The sequence below is a fragment of the Pannonibacter phragmitetus DSM 14782 genome, assembly GCF_000382365.1.
Taxonomy (GTDB): domain Bacteria; phylum Pseudomonadota; class Alphaproteobacteria; order Rhizobiales; family Stappiaceae; genus Pannonibacter; species Pannonibacter phragmitetus.
Genome location: NZ_KB908218.1, coordinates 137050 through 156417 on the forward strand (window position 1 = coordinate 137050; position 19368 = coordinate 156417).

Consider the following 19368-nt stretch of genomic DNA (forward strand, 5'->3'; position numbering starts at 1 on the left):
GCGGCACAGGCCTGCCTTGAAGCGGCGGGCCCGGACAGGACGACCACATATGAAGCTTCCCGCAGCAGACCTGAATGAGCTTGTCGACGCAGATGCCCTGCGTGAAAGGCTGACCGCCCTGACCGCCCCCCACAACGGCAAGGGCACGGACCTTAAGGTGCGCGCTGCCGTGCTGGGCGAGTTGAAGGCTGCCTACAAGACCGGCCGCGATCTGGCGCAGGAAGGCCTGAAGCGCGATGGCAGCGGCCTTGCCTGCGCCCAGCGCCTGAGCCATCTGCAGGACGAACTGATCCGCGTCATCTATGATTTTGCCCTCTGGCACGTCTACCAGATCAAGAACCCCTCGGCCGCCGAGCGCATGGCCGTGGTGGCGGTGGGCGGCTACGGCCGCGGCACGCTGGCGCCGGGCTCCGACATCGATCTGCTGTTCCTGCTGCCCTACAAGCAGACCCCCTGGGGCGAGCAGGTGGTGGAATACATCCTCTACATGCTCTGGGATCTGGGCTTCAAGGTTGGCCACGCCACCCGCAACATCGACGAATGCATCCGCCTTGCCCGGCAGGACATGACCATTCGCACGGCCATTCTCGAGGCCCGCTTCATCTGGGGCGAGGAGCCGCTGTTCGAGGATCTGCAGACCCGCTTTGATGCGGAAGTCGTGGCCGGAACCAGCTCCGAATTCATCGCCGCAAAGCTTGCCGAGCGCGATGACCGGCACAAGCGGCAGGGCACCTCGCGCTATCTGGTCGAGCCCAACATCAAGGAAGGCAAGGGCGGCCTGCGCGACCTGAACACCCTGTTCTGGATCGCCAAGTATCACTACCGCGTGCGCACCCAGTCCGATCTCGTGTCGCAGGGTGTGCTGTCGCGGGCCGAATACAACCGCTTCATCAAATGCGAGGACTTCCTGTGGGCGGTGCGCTGCCACGTGCATTTCCTCACCGGCCGCCCGGAAGAGCGCCTGTCGTTTGACTTGCAGCGGGAAATCGCCATCCGCCTCGGCTACACCCAGCATCCCGGCCAGAAGGATGTGGAGCGCTTCATGAAGCACTACTTCCTTGTGGCCAAGGATGTGGGTGACCTGACGCGCATCTTCTGTTCGGCGCTGGAAGACCAGCATGTGAAAAAGCCGCATGGCTCGGGCATCGGCGGGCTGATGCTGCGCCTGCGGGGCGCGCGCGGCAGCAACGTGCAGCCTATCCGCGAGGCCCCCGGTTTCGTTGTCGAGAACGGCCGCATCAATGCCGCATCCGACACCGTGTTCAAGGATGACCCGGTCAACCTGATCCGTGTGTTTCAGGTGGCGGACAGAATGGAGCACCATCTCCATCCGGAGCTGATGAAGCGGATCCACCGCTCCCTGTCGCTGATCAACGGGGCCTTGCGGGACAATCCGGAAGCCAACCGGCTGTTCCTCTCCATCCTCACCTCCCGCAACCACCCGGAAGAAACCCTGCGCGCCATGAACGAGGCCGGCGTGCTGGGCCGCTTCGTGCCGGATTTCGGCAAGGTGGTGGCGATGATGCAGTTCAACATGTACCACCACTATACGGTGGACGAGCATCTCATCCGCTCGATCGGCGTGCTGGCCGAAATCGAACGCGGCGATGCGGGCGAGGGCAATCCGCTCTCCACCCAGCTGATCAAGACCATCCAGAACCGGAAGGTTCTCTATGTGGCGATGTTCCTGCATGACATTGCCAAGGGAAGGCCCGAGGATCATTCCATCGCCGGGGCACGCATTGCCCGCAAGATCTGCCCGCGCTTCGGCCTCAGCGCCTCGGAGACCGATACGGTCGCCTGGCTGGTGGAGCATCACCTCGACATGAGCACCTATGCCCAGTCGCGCGATCTCTCCGACCGCAAGACCATCGCCGACTTTGCCCATATCGTGCAGAGCATGGAGCGGCTGAAGCTGCTGCTGATCCTGACCGTGGCCGATATCCGCGCTGTGGGGCCGGGCGTCTTCAACGGCTGGAAAGGCCAGCTGCTGCGCACGCTCTATTACGAATGCGAACCGCTGCTGACCGGCGGCCACAGCCAGCTGAGCCGCAAGGAGCGGGTGGCCGATGCCAAGGCGCGGCTGGAGGAAAAGCTGTCGTCCTGGCCGGAGGCGGCACGCAAGGACTATGTGGCGCGGCACTATCCGGCCTATTGGCTGCGCACCGAGCCGGAGCGCACGCTGGCCCATGCCGAGCTGATCCACAACGCCGATCTCAAGCATGAGCGCTTTGCTGCGGCCGTCACCACCCGCGCCTTCGAGGGCGTCACCGAAATCACCCTGCTGGCACCGGATCATCCGCGCCTTCTGTCCTCGATCGCCGGTGCCTGTTTCGTCACGGGCGCCAATATCGTCGACGCCCAGATCGACACGACGACCGACGGCTTTGCGCTGGACACGATCTTCGTCAGCCGCGAGCTGCCCGATGATGCGGATGAAAAGCGCCGGGGTGAGCGGATCACCGATCTCATCCTCAAGACCCTGCGCGGTGACGCGCCGCTGCCCGAGCATGTGAGCAAGAAAACAGCGGTGAAGGGCCGGATGAAGGCCTTCCGCATCACGGCGGATGTGATCGTCAACAACTCGTCCTCTGACAATTACACCATCATCGAGGTGAGCGGCCTCGACCGGCCGGGCCTTCTGTATGACCTTACCCGCGCCATGGCGACGCTGAACCTCAACATCGGCTCGGCCCATATTTCCACCTTCGGCGAGCGGGTGGTGGACGTGTTCTATGTCACCGACCTGACGGGGCAGAAGATCTCCAACATCGCCCGGCAGGATGTTATCCGCGAGCGGCTGGTGCAGGCGGTCGACGGCAAGCTTGAAACAAATTCCGGGGCAGCGGCACTGGTGACGCAATCCTGACCAGCGGGCGGACGAACACCCCATGAGCATGCTGCGGAACTTTGCCACTGTCGGCGGCGCCACCCTCGCCAGCCGTCTGATCGGCTTTGTGCGCGATGCCATGCTGGCGGCCGTCGTTGGCACCGGGCCGGTGGCCGATGCCTTTGTCGTCGCCTTCCGCCTGCCCAATCTCTTCCGGCGCCTGTTTGCGGAAGGGGCCTTCAATTCCGCTTTCGTGCCCCTCTTTGGCCGGACACTGGAGGAAGAAGGCGAGGAAGCGGCCCGCCGGGTGGCCGGGGAGATTGCCGCGGCCCTGTTCTGGACGCTTCTGGCGCTGACGGCACTGGCGCAGGTTTTCATGCCGGCGGTGGTCTGGGCGCTGGCGCCGGGCTTTGCGGCCGAGCCGGAGAAGTTTGATCTCACCGTGCTGATGTCGCGGATCGCCTTCCCCTATCTCCTGTTCATGTCCATGCTGGCCTTTGCCGCCGGCATTCTCAACACCTATCACCGTTTCGCTGCGGCGGCCTTTGCCCCGGTCATGCTGAATGTGGTGATGTGCGCCGTCCTCGGCGCCATTGCATTTGCCGGGGTCTCCGGCGAACGAACCCTGGCCCTATCCTTGAGCGGCGGCGTTGCCCTGGCCGGCATCGTGCAGCTTGTCTTCGTGCTGGCGGGGTTGAAACGCCTCGGATTCCGCGTGCCCGTGCTGCGCCCGCGCCTGACGCCGGCCGTGCGCAGGCTTGCGCTTCTCGGCGTGCCGGGGGTGATTGCGGGCGGCATCACCCAGATCAACATCGTCGTCGGGCAGGTGATTGCCTCGGGCGAGGCCAGCGCCAATGCGCTGCTCTATTACGCAGACCGGCTTTATCAGCTGCCACTGGGCGTCATCGGCATCGCCGTGGGTGTCGTGCTGCTGCCCAGCCTGACGCGGCAGCTGCGCTCCGGTCAGGGTGCCACCTTCCGCAAGACACTGAACGGGGCGATGGAGTTTTCCCTCGCCCTGACGCTGCCTGCCTCGGTGGCGCTGGTGCTGATCCCCGAGGAAATCGTCTCGGTGCTGTTCCAGCGCGGCGCCTTCGGCCGGGAGGCTGTGGAGGGCACAGCGCTGGCGCTGGCCGCCTTTGCCTGGGGCCTGCCTGCCTTCGTGCTGCACAAGGTGTTTGCCCCCGGCTTTTTTGCCCGGGAGGACATGCGCACCCCCATGTGGTGTGCAGGCATCAGCGCCGTGATCAACCTTGCCCTGTCGCTGCTGCTGTTTCCTGAATTCCGGCATACAGGGATTGCCGCCGCCACAAGCATTTCGGGCTGGGTCAACTCCGTGCTGCTCGGCCTTGCCCTGTGGCGCAGCGGCTATTTCGTGCCGGACCGGCTGGTGCTGCGCAAGGTGGCGCTGCTGTTCGTGGCAAGTCTTCTCATGGGCGCGGCGGTGGAACTCCTGTCCGGGCCGCTTGCACCGCTGCTGACCAGTGGCCATCTCTCCATCCGTCTTGCCGGGCTGCTGCTGCTGACGGGATCCGGCATGGCCACCTTCGCGGTCTTTGCGCATATCACCGGCGGTTCCGATCTCATCGGCTTTACCCGCCGCCTGCGCAAGGGCCGGGAAAAAGGCGATGACGGCAAACGTGATGCCATGCCCGGTTTCATGTCCGATTGAAGCCCAAAGCTCCCGGCTTGCCTTGCCGCCAGCGGTTCGCCATAAGAACAGCGGCATTCTGCCTTCCCATTTACGGGCCCTTCCAACCGGCCAACTCTCAGGGACTTGATCATGACGGCTTTCCAGCCCCGCTGTTTTTCTGGTGTCCAGCCAACCGGCAATCTCCATCTCGGCAATTATCTGGGCGCCGTTTCCCGCTGGGTGCCGCTGCAGGACCAGATGCCGTCGATCTTCTGCGTCGTTGATCTGCATGCCATCACGGCCGGGTTCCCGGATGCGGGCGAACTGAAGAGCGCGACCCGTGAGGTGACCGCCGCCTATATCGCCGCCGGCATCGACCCGAAGCGCTCCATCATCTTCAACCAGAGCCAGGTGAAGGAACACGCGGAACTGGCGTGGATTTTCAACTGCGTCGCCCGCATGGGCTGGCTGAACCGGATGACCCAGTTCAAGGACAAGGCCGGCAAGAACAGCGAGAACGCCTCCGTTGGCCTCTTCGCCTATCCGAACCTGATGGCCGCCGACATTCTGGCCTACCGCGCCACCCATGTGCCGGTGGGCGATGACCAGAAGCAGCATCTGGAGCTGACCCGCGACATTGCGCAGAAATTCAACAACGATTTCGCAGAGCGCATCAAGGAGCTGGGCATCGGCGTGCCGAACCCCACGCCCTCGCCGGAAGTGCCGGATGAGCTTTATCTGCCGCTGCCCGAGCCGATGATCGCAGGTCCCGCCACCCGCATCATGAGCCTGCGCGATGGCACCAAGAAGATGTCGAAGTCGGACCCGTCCGACCTGTCGCGCATCAACCTTGCCGATGATGCGGATGCCATCTCCAAGAAGGTCAAGAAGGCCAAGACCGATCCCGAGCCGCTGCCGGGCGAAGTGGAAGGCCTCAAGGGCCGCCCCGAGGCGGACAATCTGGTCGGCATTTTCGCAGCGCTTGCGGGCAAGACGAAGAAAGAGGTCATCCGCGATTACGGCGGGCAGCCCTTCTCCGTCTTCAAGCCGGCGCTGGCGGATCTTGCCGTCGACAAGCTGGCGCCGCTTTCGGGCGAAATGCGCCGCCTGATGGCCGACCCGGCCGAAATCGACAAGGTGCTGAAGGCAGGCGCTGAAAGCGCCTCGGCCATTGCCGAGCCGGTGCTGCGCGACATGCGCAAGATCATCGGCTTCCTCGACGTGCGCTGAACCACAAGGAGACACCCATGGACTTCCTCAAGATGATGAAGCAGGCCAAGCAGATGCAGGAGAAGATGGGCTCCCTGCAGGAAAGCCTGGCCGCCGTTGAAGTGACCGGCAGCGCCGGTGCCGGTCTTGTCACCGTCACCCTGTCGGGCAAGGGCGACATGAAGGGCCTGAAGATCGACCCTTCGCTGGCCAAGGAAGACGAGGTGGAAATCCTCGAAGACCTGGTCCTCGCCGCCCACACCGACGCCAAGGCCAAGGCCGAGGCGATGATGGCGGAAAAGACCCAGGAGCTGATGAGCGGCATGGGCCTGCCCGCCGGCTTCAAGCTGCCGTTCTGAGGGAGCGGGGGGCGTTCGGACGGTTCAAGCTGATTATTTGGCAGGGCGCCATTTCCTCTCCCCCCCTTGAGGGGGAGATGCCCCCGGCAGGGGGCAGAGGGGGGTGTAAGCCTCTCCCGGATGACAGAGATGACCTTCTGCTGAAGCGCCGATACCCCCCTCTGTCAGCTTACGCTGACATCTCCCCCTCAAGGGGGGAGAGGGGCGCTGCGGCGAAAGTTGGAAGCTTGACCGCGAACAGCAACGGCAGATTCCAGATCGTTTTGAACGGTCAGTATAGGAGTGCCTCATGGCCAGCCGGAAGGTTGCAGGACCCGAGATTGAACGCCTGATTCAGCTTCTGGCGAAGCTGCCGGGCCTTGGTCCCCGCTCGGCGCGCCGGGCAGCGCTGCATCTGATCAAGAAAAAAGAGCAGCTGCTCGTGCCGCTCGCCTCCGCCATGGCTGTCGCGGTGGAGAAGGTGGGCGTGTGCTCGGTCTGCGGCACGGTCGACACGTCCGACCCTTGCGCCATCTGCTGCGATCCGGCCCGCGACGAGGGGCTGCTGGTTGTTGTTGAGGATGTGGCCGATCTCTGGGCGCTGGAGCGGGCGGCGGCCCTCAATGCCCGCTATCATGTGCTGGGCGGCACCCTGTCGCCGCTGGATGGCATCGGCCCGGAAGACCTCAACATCGCCTCGCTGGTGGAGCGGGTGAACCGGGGCAGCATCCGTGAGGTGATCCTTGCCATCAGCGCCACGGTGGAAGGGCAGACCACGGCCCATTACGTCACCGGCGAACTGGCCGTCTCCGGCGTCACCGTCTCGCGTCTTGCCCACGGTGTGCCGGTGGGCGGGGAGCTGGATTATCTCGACGAAGGCACGCTGGCCCAAGCCCTGAAGGCGCGTACCCGGCTTTGACCCTTTTTACCTTCTAATGAGACGGCCCCGCTTCGTAGACGATGAAGGAGCAGGGCATCGGTCCGGTCAGGCGGAACACTTCCTGAGCCTGCGCAAAGCCTGCAGCAAGGCCGAGGGATTTCCAGCCGTCCAGCGTCTCGGGAAAATCGAAGCTGTTGATATGCTGCCACATGTGGTCGAACTCATGCGGGGAAAGCACCTCCCAGGCCTGCCTCAATTCGCCCGCCATCCGCGCCATGAAGGCATCACGGGTCAGCCCGTCCGGAAGCACCGGCTCATAGACGGCCATCATCCCGCCCTTGCCCCCGCCCTTGCCAAGAGCATTGCGGGCAAGCGTGAAGAGCTGGCGTTTTTCATCCTGCGGCAGGTGATGCAGTGACAGTCCGCACCAGATCACATCCACCGGCCCCACTACCTCCGGCGAGAGGGCGGCCAGCATGTCGGTTTCCTCAAGCGTCACCGGAAAGGCGGCGCCGGCAAAATTGTCCCGCGCCAGCGCCAGCGCCATGGCCGACAGGTCGATGCCCCGGTAAACGGCCGCCGGATGGCGGCTCAGCACGCTGCTCGTCACCGTGGCATCGCCGCAGGCAAGATCCAGAAAGGAGAAGGGCATAGAGAACCGAGCCGAAATTTCGCGCTCCAGCACCTCGGCCACTTCCACATGGCCGAAAAGCCCGGAGCTGGTGAGCTTGCGGTAGATGCCCCATTCAAAGCGGAAAAGATCCGCCGCATTCTGCTTGCTGCTTGCCGGCATGCTCTCCTCCCATGGAAATAGGCCGCAACCGTCCCGCATGGTACACCAATTTACCCGGGTCACCAATGGACGCTGTTGCAGCCAGAACTGTGAAAAGCGGTTTCGGGTTCCCTGCCTTGTGGCCGGTGCAGGCCGCGCTTATCTCTGCCCTGAAAGACTGTGATACCAAGGCGCAGAGATGCTGACGCATCACGTCTTGAAATTGCTCCGATGCCCGATGGGCTCGATAAACTCCCGGCGAGCCGGGCTCATCGAGAGTTGGTATGAGACGCGCAAGGACTGGAAGCTGCCGATGATTTCCGATGCACTCCGCTCTCTGGGGCAGGTTTTCGAGCCGGCTTTCCGGGCAATCCTGATCAAGTCCCTGGCATTCACGCTGGCCGTGCTGATGGCCGTATGGATCGGGCTGCAGGCGCTGGTCGCCGGGTTTGTGGAACTGCCCTATCCATGGCTCGATACGGTGGTGACGATCCTGACCGGCATCGGCGCCATCTTCGCGCTGGGCTTTCTGGTGGCGCCGGTGACGGCGCTTTTCGCCGGGTTCTTTCAGGATGATGTGGCAGAAATCGTCGAGCGGACCAATTATCCGGCCGATCTGCCGGGCAAAGCCATGCCGCTGGGAACATCGCTGCTCTCGACCCTGCGGTTCACGGGCGTGGTCATTCTGGGCAATCTTTTTGCGCTGGTGCTGCTGCTGGTGCCGGGCATCAACCTCATCGCCTTTTTCGTGGTGAATGCCTATCTGCTGGGACGCGAGTTCTTCGAGTTCGCCGCGTCCCGCTTCATGCCGTTAACGGAAGCCCGGCGGCTGCGGCAGGCGAACAGCGGCAAGGTGTTCATGGCGGGTCTGCTGATTGCGGCCGTTCTTGCCGTGCCGCTGCTGAACCTGGTCACGCCGGTCTTTGCGACGATTTTCATGGTTCATCTTTTTAAACGGCTTTCCTTGACCCGCCGGGTATGATTGGGTCCGCCACCCGGTAACGGCTGAGGAGGAGCCTGCCGCATGCCGGTGACAGAACTTGGGCGGGAGCAGATGCAGGATCTTCTGGACGCAATCGTCAGTGAGGCCATGACCTCGGACGAGCGGGGCAAGGTGGCGGATTACATCCCGGAGCTTTCCCGGGTGGATCCGAATCAGTTCGGCATCTGCGTGGCCAGCGTTTCCGGCGAGATTTATGCCGCAGGAGACGCGGATACGCCCTTCTCCATCCAGTCGGTGTCCAAGGTCTTTGCGCTGGCAATGGCGCTGGGCAAGGTCGGCGACCAGCTGTGGCACCGCGTCGGACGCGAGCCCTCGGGTCAGTCCTTCAACAGCCTACTGCTACTTGAGCACGAGAATGGAATTCCCCGCAACCCGTTTATCAACGCCGGGGCGCTGGTGACCACGGACACCTACCTGGCGGACTCCTCGCCCCGCGAAGCGCTGGGCCAGATGGTACGGTTTGTCCAGACAGCCTGCGATCTTGAGGACATTCGCATCAACCAGAATGTTGCGCAGTCAGAAATTGCAACCACGAACCGGAACTTCGCCCTTGCCCATTACCTTGCTTCCTTTGGCAATTTGCGGAACAGCACCGACAAGGTACTTGGCACTTACTGTCACCAATGCGCCATCGACATGAGCTGCCGCCAGCTGGCGCTGGCCGGGCGGCTGTTGCTGGAAGGGCCGGGCATGCCGCGCCTGATTTCGCGCGACCGGCGCCGGCGCATCAATGCACTGATGATGACCTGCGGCCATTATGACGGCTCAGGCGACTTTGCCTTCCGCGTCGGCCTGCCGGGAAAGAGCGGTGTTGGCGGCGGAATTCTCGTCATCGCGCCGGGCCGGGCTTCCATCGCCGTCTGGTCGCCCGGGCTGAACCAGTATGGCAATTCAAAGTTGGGAACGGAGGCGATGGAGACCCTTGCGCGCAAGACGGGCTGGTCTGTCTTCGGATAAACCTGAAGATTCTTTTCAAGTTAAAGCCGTTTCAGCACCTGCATAAACTTCACGCCATATTAACCCGCTCTGGTCTTTCAATCGTTCAAACCCGCGAGAATCCGCGCTTCGTATTCGAGGGAAAGAAACTCAATGCAGTTTTCACCCTCAGGATACTTTGACGAGCCGTGTTCTTGGCGCTATTACCCCACTAGACAACGCCGCAGATTGCTGACGTTTACGTAAACGGCAGCATGGCGTCGGACGGGAGAGAATGTCCATGCCGGATGTCGATGTGAAGGGCAGCCGCCCTCTGTCGCCCCATCTTCAGATCTACAAGCCGATCCTGACGATGGTGATGTCGATCCTCCACCGCATCACCGGTGGGGCGCTTTATTTCGGGACCCTGCTGCTGGCCTGGTGGCTCATCGCCGCCGCCTCCGGCGAGGCCTATTATGATTTCGTCAATGGCCTGATGGGTTCGATCCTTGGCCGCCTGGTGCTGTTCGGCTTCACCTGGGCCCTTGTTCACCACATGCTGGGCGGCATCCGCCACTTCATCTGGGACATGGGCGCCGGTTTCGGCCGTGAAGCGCGCGAATGGCTGGCCCGTGCCACCATCATCGGTTCGGTGACGCTGACGATCCTGCTGTGGATCATCGGCTACATGGTCCGCTGAGGAGATAGATCATGAGCGATATGCGCACTCCCCTCGGCAAGGTCCGCGGCCTTGGCTCCGCCAAGGAAGGCACCGAGCATTTCTGGCGCCAGCGCGTCACGGCCTTTGCCAACGTCTTCCTCATCTCGTTCTTCATCGTGCTGGTCATTTCCCTGCAGGGCTCAAGCCATGCGGAACTGGTCGCAGCCCTGAAGAACCCGCTGCTGTCGATCCTGCTTCTGCTGGTCATCCTGTCCGGCATCTATCACATGAAGCTCGGCATGCAGGTCATCATCGAGGACTATGTCCACGGTGACGGCGTGAAGTTCCTCGCCCTGATGGCCAACATCTTCTTCTGTGCCGCTGTCGGCCTCGGATCGGTGTTCGCGGTCATCAAGATTGCCTTTGGAGGCTGATCCACATGGCCAAGACCTATGAATTTGTCGAACACACCCACGATGTGGTGGTGGTCGGCGCCGGCGGTGCCGGTCTGCGCGCCACTCTCGGCATGGCCGAGCAGGGCCTGCGCACGGCCTGCATCACCAAGGTGTTCCCCACCCGCTCCCACACGGTGGCAGCACAGGGCGGCATTGCCGCCTCGCTGAAGAACATGACGCCGGACTGCTGGGAATGGCACATGTACGACACGGTGAAGGGCTCCGACTGGCTCGGTGACACCGACGCCATGGAGTATCTGGCCCGTGAAGCGCCGAAGGCCGTGTATGAGCTGGAGCATTATGGCGTGCCCTTCTCGCGCACCGAGGATGGCCGCATCTACCAGCGCCCCTTCGGCGGCCACATGCAGAACTACGGCGAAGGCCCCCCGGTGCAGCGCACCTGCGCGGCGGCGGACCGTACCGGCCACGCCATCCTGCACACGCTCTATGGCCAGTCCCTGCGGCACAATGCCGAATTCTACATCGAGTATTTCGCGCTCGACCTGATCATGTCGGAAGACGGCGTGTGCCAGGGCGTGATCGCCTGGAACCTCGATGACGGCACCATTCACCGCTTCTCCGCGAAGATGGTGGTTCTGGCGACCGGTGGCTATGGCCGTGCCTATTTCTCCGCAACCTCGGCCCACACCTGCACCGGCGACGGCGGCGGCATGGTGGCCCGTGCGGGCCTGCCGCTGCAGGACATGGAATTCGTGCAGTTCCATCCGACCGGCATCTACGGCTCGGGCTGCCTCATCACCGAGGGCGCCCGCGGCGAAGGCGGCTATCTGGTCAACTCGGAAGGCGAGCGCTTCATGGAGCGTTATGCACCTTCCGCCAAGGACCTTGCCTCCCGTGACGTGGTGTCGCGCTGCATGACCCTGGAGATCCGTGAAGGCCGCGGCGTCGGCAAGAACAAGGATCACATCTTCCTGCACCTCGACCACCTGGATCCGGCCATGCTGGCCGAGCGTCTGCCGGGCATTTCCGAATCCGCGAAGATCTTCGCGGGCGTGGACGTCACCAAGGAGCCGATCCCGGTTCTGCCGACCGTGCACTACAACATGGGCGGCATCCCCACCAACTACTGGGGCGAAGTGCTGAACCCGGATGCCGCCAACCCGAACCGCATCCAGCCGGGCCTGATGGCCGTGGGTGAGGCGGGCTGCGCATCGGTGCATGGCGCCAACCGCCTTGGCTCCAACTCGCTGATCGACCTCGTGGTCTTCGGCCGCGCCGCTGCCATCCGCGCAGCGGAGGTTGTCGATCCGAAGTCCGCAGTGCCCACGCCGAACGAGCGCTCCTGCGAAGAAATCATGGCCCGCTTCGACAAGACGCGCCACGCCAGCGGCAGCACGCCGACGGCAGCGCTGCGCGAGAAGATGCAGCGCGCCATGCAGGAAGACGCGGCCGTGTTCCGCACCCAGGAAAGCCTGGAGCAGGGCTGCAAGCGCCTCTCCGCCATCTGGGGCGAAATGAGCGACGTCAAGGTCTCCGACCGGTCCATGGTCTGGAACTCGGATCTCGTGGAAACCCTCGAGCTGCAGAACCTGATGGCCAACGCCATCACCACGGTCTACGGCGCCGAGGCCCGCAAGGAGAGCCGTGGTGCCCATGCCCGCGAGGACTACAAGGATGGTCCGCTGGGTGGCCGTGATGACGACAACTGGCGCAAGCACACCCTGTCCTGGGTGGACGAAGCCGGCAACGTCAAGCTGGACTACCGTCCGGTCGTCCTCGAGCCGCTGACGCCCTACGAGCAGGGCGGCATCGACCCGAAGAAGATCGCCCCCAAGGCACGCGTGTACTAAGGACGGCACCCGATGTCCGCAACCGCCCGGCCAGACACCAGTTCCCCCTTCGGCACCTACCGTGCCGAGGGTCTGGTGCGTCTTGCCTGGGGGCTTGCGGACCGGCATGGCATTTCCGCCTTTCTGCGCAAGCGGATCAGGTCACTGGTGGCCCGCCTGTTCGGCGGCCCCTATGACACGGTGGTGGAGGGACTGAAGTTCCGCGTCTACCCCGGCGCCAACTACGACGACCGCAAGATGCTGGCCCGCGGCCGGCTGCCGGAGCGGGCCGAGCACGGTCTCCTGGCACCGCTCATCCACCGGGGCGTGGTCTTCGTCGATGTGGGCGCCAATGTGGGCACCTACTCCCTGTTCGCCGCTGCTGCCGGTGCCCGTGTGCTGGCGGTTGAGGCAAGCGAGGAGACGGCGGAAAAGCTCGCCTTCAACATCGCCGCCAATGGCGCGGGCAGCATCACGCTGGTGCGCACGGCAGTGGGGGACCGGGAGGGCGAGCTGTCCCTCTGGCGCGAGCCCTCCAACGCCGGTTTTGCCACCGTGGTGGAAGATCTGACCACCGGCGAATGGGCCGGAAACTGGTCCAATGTCACCGTTCCGGTGCGCCCGCTGCTCGATGTGATCAGCGAGGCCGGCCTTGAGCGGGTGGATGTCATGAAGCTGGATGTGGAAGGGTTTGAGGACCGGGTCCTCCTGCCCTATCTGCGTACGGCAAACCGGGACCTCTGGCCCCGGGCTATCCTGATTGAAACAAACTGCCGGCCGCACTGGGCCGAGGACTGCCTGACCCTTCTGGCAGATCTCGGTTACGTCAAGGCCGGTGAAACCAGAGACAACATCCTGTTCCGGCTGGCGGCCTGACGGGGAACTGACTGGCGCGGACATTCATCCGGCGCCGTAACGCGGAGCGACGATAATGGTTCAGCTGACGCTTCCCAAGAACTCGAAGGTGACCGAGGGCAAGGTCTGGGACAAGCCGGCGGGCGCCACCAACCTGCGCGAATACCGGATCTACCGCTGGAATCCGGATGACGGGCGCAACCCGCGCATCGACACCTATTTCGTCGATCTCGACGACTGCGGCCCGATGATCCTGGACGGTCTGATCTATATCAAGAACAAGATCGATCCGACGCTGACCTTCCGCCGCTCCTGCCGCGAAGGCATCTGCGGCTCCTGCGCGATGAACATCGACGGCACCAACACCCTTGCCTGCACCCGCGGCATGGATGAAGTGTCCAAGGGCGCCATCAGCATCTACCCGCTGCCGCACATGCCGGTGGTGAAGGATCTGGTGCCAGACCTGACCCGCTTCTACGCCCAGCACCGCTCCATCGAGCCCTGGCTGAAGACGGTTTCCCCGGCGCCGGAAAAGGAATGGCGCCAGAGCCACGAGGACCGCGCCAAGCTGGACGGCCTCTACGAGTGCATTCTCTGCGCCTGCTGCTCCACTTCCTGCCCGTCCTACTGGTGGAACGGCGACCGCTACCTCGGCCCGGCCGTGCTGCTGCAGGCCTACCGCTGGCTCATCGACAGCCGCGACGAAGCCAAGGGCGAGCGTCTCGACAACCTCGAAGACCCGTTCCGCCTCTACCGCTGCCACACCATCATGAACTGCGCGCAGGCATGCCCGAAGGGCCTGAACCCGGCCAAGGCCATCGCGGAGATCAAGAAGATGCTGGTGGACCGCCGCGTCTGACCCGGCTCAAGGCACACGCAGCTTGCAGCTGATCCGGGCCCGCTCTGCCCCTTCCGCAAGGAACCGGGGCAGGGCGGGCCTTCTTTGTTGCGGGCAGCCGGTTTCTGATCCGGCTGCCTATTCTGGACAAACCGGTCCAGAAATCACATATGTATGTGCCACGCCGCAAAGCGGCCCCTGACATGAAGCTTTCCGGAGAACAGGCATGGCCCTGAAGGTCGCGGTCCAGATGGACCATATCTCGTCCATCAACATTGCCGGTGACAGCGCCTTTGCGCTGATGCTGGAGGCGCAGGCGCGCGGGCACGAGCTTTACCACTACACGCCCGACCGGCTGGCCCTGAAGGATGGCAAGGTCTTCGCCGCTCTGGAGCCTGTCACGGTGCGCGACGAGAAGGGCAACCACTTCACGCTGGGCGAAAAGCAGCGCACGGATCTGTCACAGATCGACGTGATCCTGATGCGCCAGGACCCGCCCTTCGACATGGCCTATGTGGCCGCCACCCATCTTCTGGAGAAGATCCATCCGCAGGTGCTGGTGGTCAACAATCCGGCCGAGGTGCGCAACGCGCCCGAAAAGCTGTTCGTCACCGAATTTGCCGACCTGATGCCGCCGACGCTGATCACCCGCGACCGCGCCGAGATCGACGCCTTCCGCGAGGAGCATGGCGACATCGTCATGAAGCCGCTGTTCGGCCATGGCGGGGCGGCGGTGTTCCGCATCACCAATGATGACCTCAACTACGGCTCGCTCTACGACTTCTTCGCCGCCACCTTCCGCGAGCCCTGGGTGATCCAGCGCTTCCTGCCGAATGTGAAGCACGGCGACAAGCGCATCCTGCTGGTGGACGGCGAATATGCCGGTGCCGTCAACCGCGTGCCTGCACCGGGCGATCTGCGCTCCAACATGGTGCGCGGCGGCTCGCCGAAGGAATCCGAGCTGAGTGACCGCGAGCGCGAGATCTGCGCCCGCCTCGCGCCAGCCCTCAAGGCCAAGGGGCTGATCCTCGTCGGCATCGACGTGATCGACGGCAACCTGACGGAGATCAACGTCACCGCCCCCACCGGCATCCGCGCCGTCAAGCGCCTCGGCGGCCCCGATATTGCTGCTCGCGTCTGGGACGTGATCGAGGCCAAACGCCCGGCCCGAAGCCCGGCTCTCTCTCCTGCTCAGGCTTTACGCCAGCGCGAAGATACGGGCCGGGCCGCCGGTGCCGCCCCGGTGCTTGGGCGCGCCAACGACCAGCGTTGCACCCTTGACCGGCAGCTGGTCCAGATTGGCGATGCATTCGATGCCCCAGCGGTTTGACGGCAGCCAGGCGTAGTGAACCGCGAAATCCGGCGACATGCCGTAGTCCAGCGACAGCGTGTCCGAGGCAATGCCCGAAATGCTGCCCGTTTCCATCAGCATCTGAACCGCTTCCACGTGGAAGCCGGGGAAATGCATCTTGCCATCCGCATCGGCATTGCGGAATTTCTCGGTGTTTACATGCTTGTCCCAGCCGGACAGCATGGCAACGCAGGCGCCATCCGGCAGATCACCGTTTGCCGCGGTCCAGGCCTTGATGTCATCGGGGGTCAGCTGCGCATCGGCGTTTTCCGCCGCCCTCGCGCGGATATCGATGATGCAGAGCGGCACGACGAGATTGGCCACCGGAATTTCCGCCACCGACAGCCCGTCCGCCGAGAAATGCAGCGGCGCGTCCACGTGGGTGCCGGTGTGTTCGTTCACCCGCAGCTCGAACAGGTTGAACTTGTCCTTGGCGTAGTCGAACAGCTTTTCGGCAAAGAACTGCTGCTGGCCGAAGAAGGTGGGGAAGGCCTCGTGCAGCTCATGGGTCAGGTCGCTGACCTTGCTGGGCACCGCCGCCATGGCGGAAAAGGGCGCGCTTACCGCCGCAGCGGCCGCCACAGCGCCGCCCACGGCTGCGGCCCGGAAAAGATCGCGCCGCGACAGCATGCGGTCCTTTACGGCATTCATCACACACACATCACACATGGCTGTTCCCCTTTGCCTGTCCGGCCTCGCGCCTCTTCATGGGCTGATGAAAAGATGCTGCAACCTGTCCCGGAAAAGCGCAAGACCAAAGAAGCGGCGTTAATGTTCTGTTTACGTTCTTGACTCCCTGAAAAGTTGCCGTAATCTCTGATGCGACCCATGGGGGAGGCGCGTATGGTAAGCCGGGTGACGACGGTCGCATTTCAGGGCATCGAGGCAGTGCCCGTTGATGTGCAGGTGCAGGTGGGGCCCGGCATGGTGGCCTTCACCGTGGTGGGCCTGCCGGACAAGGCTGTGGCCGAAAGCCGGGAGCGGGTGCGCGCCGCCCTGCATGCCTCGGGTCTGGCGCTGCCTGCCAAGCGGGTGATCGTCAATCTCGCTCCCGCCGATCTGCCGAAGGAAGGCTCCCACTACGACCTGCCGATTGCGCTGGGCATCATGTCCGCCATCGGCGCCATTCCGCCGGACATGCTGGCCGATTACGTGGTGCTGGGGGAACTGGGGCTGGATGGCACGCTGGCGCCTGTGGCCGGGGTGCTGCCCGCAGCCATGGGCGCCAACGGGCTCGGCAAGGGGCTGATCTGCCCGGAGGACTGCGGGCCGGAAGCGGCCTGGGCCGATGGGGAGATGTCCATCCTTGCCCCGCGCTCGCTGATCCAGCTGGCGAACCATTTCAAGGGCACGCAGGTGCTCTCCCGGCCTTCCCCGCGCCTGCGGGGCCTGCCGGCCAACCTGCCGGACCTTGCCGATGTGAAGGGGCAGGAGACGGCCAAGCGGGCGCTGGAGATTGCCGCAGCCGGCGGCCACAACATGCTGATGGTTGGCCCGCCGGGCGCTGGCAAGTCGATGCTGGCCAGCCGCCTTGCCTCCATCCTGCCGCCACTGTCGCCGAAGGAGCTGCTGGAGGTGTCCATGATTGCCTCCCTCGCCGGAGAGCTGGCCGATGGCAAGCTGACCGACCGGCGCCCCTTCCGCGCGCCGCATCACTCGGCGTCGATGGCAGCGCTCGTCGGCGGCGGTTTGCGGGCGCGGCCGGGGGAAGTGTCTCTCGCCCACAATGGCGTACTCTTTCTGGATGAGCTGCCGGAGTTCCAGCCACAGGTGCTCGACAGTCTGCGTCAGCCGCTGGAGGCAGGCGAAACCATCATCGCCCGGGCCAATCACCGGGTCACCTATCCCTCGCGCATCCAGCTGATTGCGGCGATGAACCCCTGCCGCTGCGGCCATGCGGGCGAGCCGGGGCACCAGTGCCGCCGGGGCCCGCGCTGCGCCAGCGAGTATCAGTCCCGCGTTTCCGGCCCCTTCCTCGACCGGCTGGACCTCAGGATCGAGGTTCCCGCCGTCACCGCCAGCGATCTGCTCACCCCCGGCCGCGCGGAAAGCTCTGCCGCCGTGGCCGAAAGGGTGGCCATGGCCCGTGATCAGCAGGAGGCGCGCTACCGGGCACTGGGCCTTTCCGCCCGCACCAATGCGCAGATGCCGGCCGCCGTGGTGGAGGAGGTGGTGGCGCTGGACCCGTCAGGCCGCCAGTTCCTCACCGATGCGGCCAACTGCCTCTCCCTCAGCGCCCGCGGCTATCACCGCGTCCTCAAACTCGCCCGCACCCTCGCCGACCTCGACGGCGACCCCGCCGTCACCCGTATTCACCTGGCGGAAGCCCTCAGTTACAGAGGCCAGGATGTTCTCAAGCAGGCGGCGTGAGGGGAAAGGCCGGTTGCCCGCCGCTCCGCCCGGCGGCATAATCGGGGGGAATTGAGAATACGTTCCGGGCTTACCGGCTTTGCAAGCCATGCGCCGGGATGATCAGGAAAGACAAGACCTTGCATGCAGGTACGGGCAAGCTGGAGGAGACGCCGGGCGGCAGGGCGGCGGGCTGGATCAATCTGGCGTCCAGCATGGAGGGCTGCGAACGCATAGAGGCCTATTTCTCGGGGCCGGCGTATCAACCGCACCGGCATGACACCTATGCCATCGGCTGCACATTGTCCGGCGTGCAGCAGTTCCGGTACCGGGGTGGGGTCAGCGAGGGCCTTCCGGGCACAGCGATGGTCATTCATCCCGATGAGCTGCACGATGGTCAGGCGGGAACCGAAGACGGCTTCCATTACCGCATGTTCTACCTCGATCCCGCCCTCGTGCAGACCGCGCTCGGCGGGAATCAACCCCTGCCATTCGTTGCTGGTGGCATCAGCCGCGATCCAGGGCTGCTCAGGGCCATTGCCGGCCTCGTCAGCCATATCGGCGAGCCCATGGAGACGATGCATTACAATGATGCCGTTTATGATCTGGCGCTTGCCCTGCAGGCCGCCGGAGAGCCCTCTGCCGCCCGGGTAATAAGTGCGCCAGACAGCCGGGCAGCCCACATGGCGCGCGACTTTTTGCGTCAGGCTTGTGGGCAGTCCGTTTCCCTGGAGCAACTAGAGCAGATGACTGGGCAGGACCGTTGGCAGCTGTCGCGCGATTTCCGGGTCCTGTTCGGCACCAGCCCCTACCGCTATCTGACACTGCGGCGGCTGGATCATGCGCGGGCGCTCATCCGTGCTGGTGCGTCTCTGGTACAGGCAGCTCTTGAGGCCGGGTTTGCGGATCAGGCGCATTTCACCCGCCACTTCCGCAGCAGCTTCGGCATAACGCCCGCCCGCTGGCGGCGGCTCATCAGCCAAATCTGACCCTGGACGCAAGTCCCTGAAGTGCCGCTTGCACGATCGTTCAAGAAGCCGCCTACTGGTCCGGCCTAGCCTGCTGTTCCCCCGCAACGGAGCAGGACAGCATGGACAAGACATACAAGGCCATCAATTTCGCTGAAAAACTGGCACTGATTGACGCACTCTGGCAGCCCCGTGTTGCTGCCGAAATGAATGAGTATCAGTTCAAGCTGGTGCGGATCGAAGGGGATTTCGTCTGGCACGAACACCCGGAGACCGATGAAACCTTCATCGTGCTGAAGGGGCAGCTGAGGATCAACTTCCGCGACGGCGCCGTTTCGATTGGGGCCGGAGAAATGTTCGTCGTGCCCAAGGGCGTGGAGCACAAGCCCTATGCCGCGCAGGAAGTGCATCTTCTGCTGATCGAACCGCGCGGCATCCTCAACACCGGCCATACCGGCGGGGAACGCACCGCACAGAACGATCTCTGGATCTGACGTTTTCCGGGTTGCAGGCCGGGGCTC

17 protein-coding genes and 1 pseudogene are annotated in these 19368 nt (G+C 64.0%); 16 read left to right on the forward strand and 2 right to left on the reverse strand.

Annotated features, from left to right (window positions below; translation table 11 throughout):
* Positions 1-49 precede the first annotated feature (49 nt).
* The 5 genes from H163_RS0109085 to recR all read left to right on the forward strand — a co-directional run bounded on the left by H163_RS0109085 (position 50) and on the right by recR (position 6929).
* Complete coding sequence (locus H163_RS0109085) at positions 50-2869, forward strand: [protein-PII] uridylyltransferase (protein WP_019964258.1); 2820 nt, start codon at positions 50-52, stop codon at positions 2867-2869.
* A gap of 22 nt (positions 2870-2891) precedes the next feature.
* Positions 2892-4502 (forward strand): murein biosynthesis integral membrane protein MurJ, encoded by a 1611-nt coding sequence (gene murJ, locus H163_RS0109090; protein ID WP_019964259.1) that lies wholly within the window; start codon positions 2892-2894, stop codon positions 4500-4502.
* Positions 4503-4613: 111 nt separating this feature from the next.
* Entirely contained in the window at positions 4614-5693 is a 1080-nt protein-coding gene (gene trpS / locus H163_RS0109095) for a tryptophan--tRNA ligase (RefSeq protein WP_019964260.1), read from the forward strand.
* Between the two features lie 17 nt (positions 5694-5710).
* A complete protein-coding gene (locus tag H163_RS0109100; protein WP_019964261.1) occupies positions 5711-6031 on the forward strand; it encodes a YbaB/EbfC family nucleoid-associated protein in 321 nt (106 codons plus the stop codon).
* 289 nt (positions 6032-6320) lie between these two features.
* Entirely contained in the window at positions 6321-6929 is a 609-nt protein-coding gene (recR, locus tag H163_RS0109105; RefSeq protein WP_019964262.1) for a recombination mediator RecR, read from the forward strand.
* A gap of 13 nt (positions 6930-6942) precedes the next feature.
* Here the strand turns inward: recR and H163_RS0109110 are convergent, their stop codons facing one another.
* Positions 6943-7683 (reverse strand): class I SAM-dependent methyltransferase, encoded by a 741-nt coding sequence (locus H163_RS0109110; protein ID WP_019964263.1) that lies wholly within the window; start codon positions 7681-7683, stop codon positions 6943-6945.
* A gap of 292 nt (positions 7684-7975) precedes the next feature.
* Between H163_RS0109110 and H163_RS0109115 the strand changes: the two genes are divergently transcribed.
* From H163_RS0109115 to gshB, 8 genes and pseudogenes are all read left to right on the forward strand, one after another.
* Complete coding sequence (locus tag H163_RS0109115) at positions 7976-8644, forward strand: sulfate transporter family protein (protein ID WP_026355655.1); 669 nt, start codon at positions 7976-7978, stop codon at positions 8642-8644.
* Between the two features lie 42 nt (positions 8645-8686).
* Positions 8687-9622, forward strand: a complete 936-nt coding sequence (locus H163_RS0109120) for a glutaminase (protein ID WP_019964265.1) — start codon at positions 8687-8689, stop codon at positions 9620-9622.
* 253 nt (positions 9623-9875) lie between these two features.
* Positions 9876-10280, forward strand: coding sequence for a succinate dehydrogenase, cytochrome b556 subunit (gene sdhC / locus H163_RS0109125; protein WP_019964266.1), 405 nt, complete (start codon positions 9876-9878; stop codon positions 10278-10280).
* An 11-nt stretch (positions 10281-10291) separates the two neighbouring features.
* On the forward strand, positions 10292-10675 hold the full coding sequence (gene sdhD, locus H163_RS0109130; protein WP_026355658.1) for a succinate dehydrogenase, hydrophobic membrane anchor protein: 384 nt from the start codon (positions 10292-10294) through the stop codon (positions 10673-10675).
* Positions 10676-10680: 5 nt separating this feature from the next.
* Complete coding sequence (sdhA, locus tag H163_RS0109135) at positions 10681-12507, forward strand: succinate dehydrogenase flavoprotein subunit (protein WP_019964268.1); 1827 nt, start codon at positions 10681-10683, stop codon at positions 12505-12507.
* A 12-nt stretch (positions 12508-12519) separates the two neighbouring features.
* Positions 12520-13362 carry an FkbM family methyltransferase gene (locus tag H163_RS0109140; protein WP_019964269.1) on the forward strand — a complete coding sequence of 281 codons (843 nt, stop codon included), beginning with the start codon at positions 12520-12522 and terminating at the stop codon, positions 13360-13362.
* 55 nt (positions 13363-13417) lie between these two features.
* Positions 13418-14200 carry a succinate dehydrogenase iron-sulfur subunit gene (locus H163_RS0109145; RefSeq protein ID WP_019964270.1) on the forward strand — a complete coding sequence of 261 codons (783 nt, stop codon included), beginning with the start codon at positions 13418-13420 and terminating at the stop codon, positions 14198-14200.
* A 205-nt stretch (positions 14201-14405) separates the two neighbouring features.
* Positions 14406-15341, forward strand: a pseudogene (gene gshB, locus H163_RS22560) (glutathione synthase); the annotation flags it as partial.
* A 36-nt stretch (positions 15342-15377) separates the two neighbouring features.
* Here gshB and H163_RS0109155 read toward each other — a convergent pair.
* Positions 15378-16199, reverse strand: coding sequence for a cyclase family protein (locus H163_RS0109155; protein WP_026355659.1), 822 nt, complete (start codon positions 16197-16199; stop codon positions 15378-15380).
* Positions 16200-16373: 174 nt separating this feature from the next.
* Here H163_RS0109155 and H163_RS0109160 point away from each other — a divergent pair, with 174 nt between their 5' ends.
* The 3 genes from H163_RS0109160 (at position 16374) to H163_RS0109170 (ending at position 19341) form a co-directional block, all read left to right on the forward strand.
* Complete coding sequence (locus tag H163_RS0109160) at positions 16374-17900, forward strand: YifB family Mg chelatase-like AAA ATPase (protein ID WP_019964273.1); 1527 nt, start codon at positions 16374-16376, stop codon at positions 17898-17900.
* A gap of 119 nt (positions 17901-18019) precedes the next feature.
* Positions 18020-18868 (forward strand): AraC family transcriptional regulator, encoded by an 849-nt coding sequence (locus H163_RS0109165; protein ID WP_244296181.1) that lies wholly within the window; start codon positions 18020-18022, stop codon positions 18866-18868.
* Between the two features lie 101 nt (positions 18869-18969).
* On the forward strand, positions 18970-19341 hold the full coding sequence (locus H163_RS0109170; protein WP_019964275.1) for a cupin domain-containing protein: 372 nt from the start codon (positions 18970-18972) through the stop codon (positions 19339-19341).
* Positions 19342-19368: the final 27 nt, after the last annotated feature.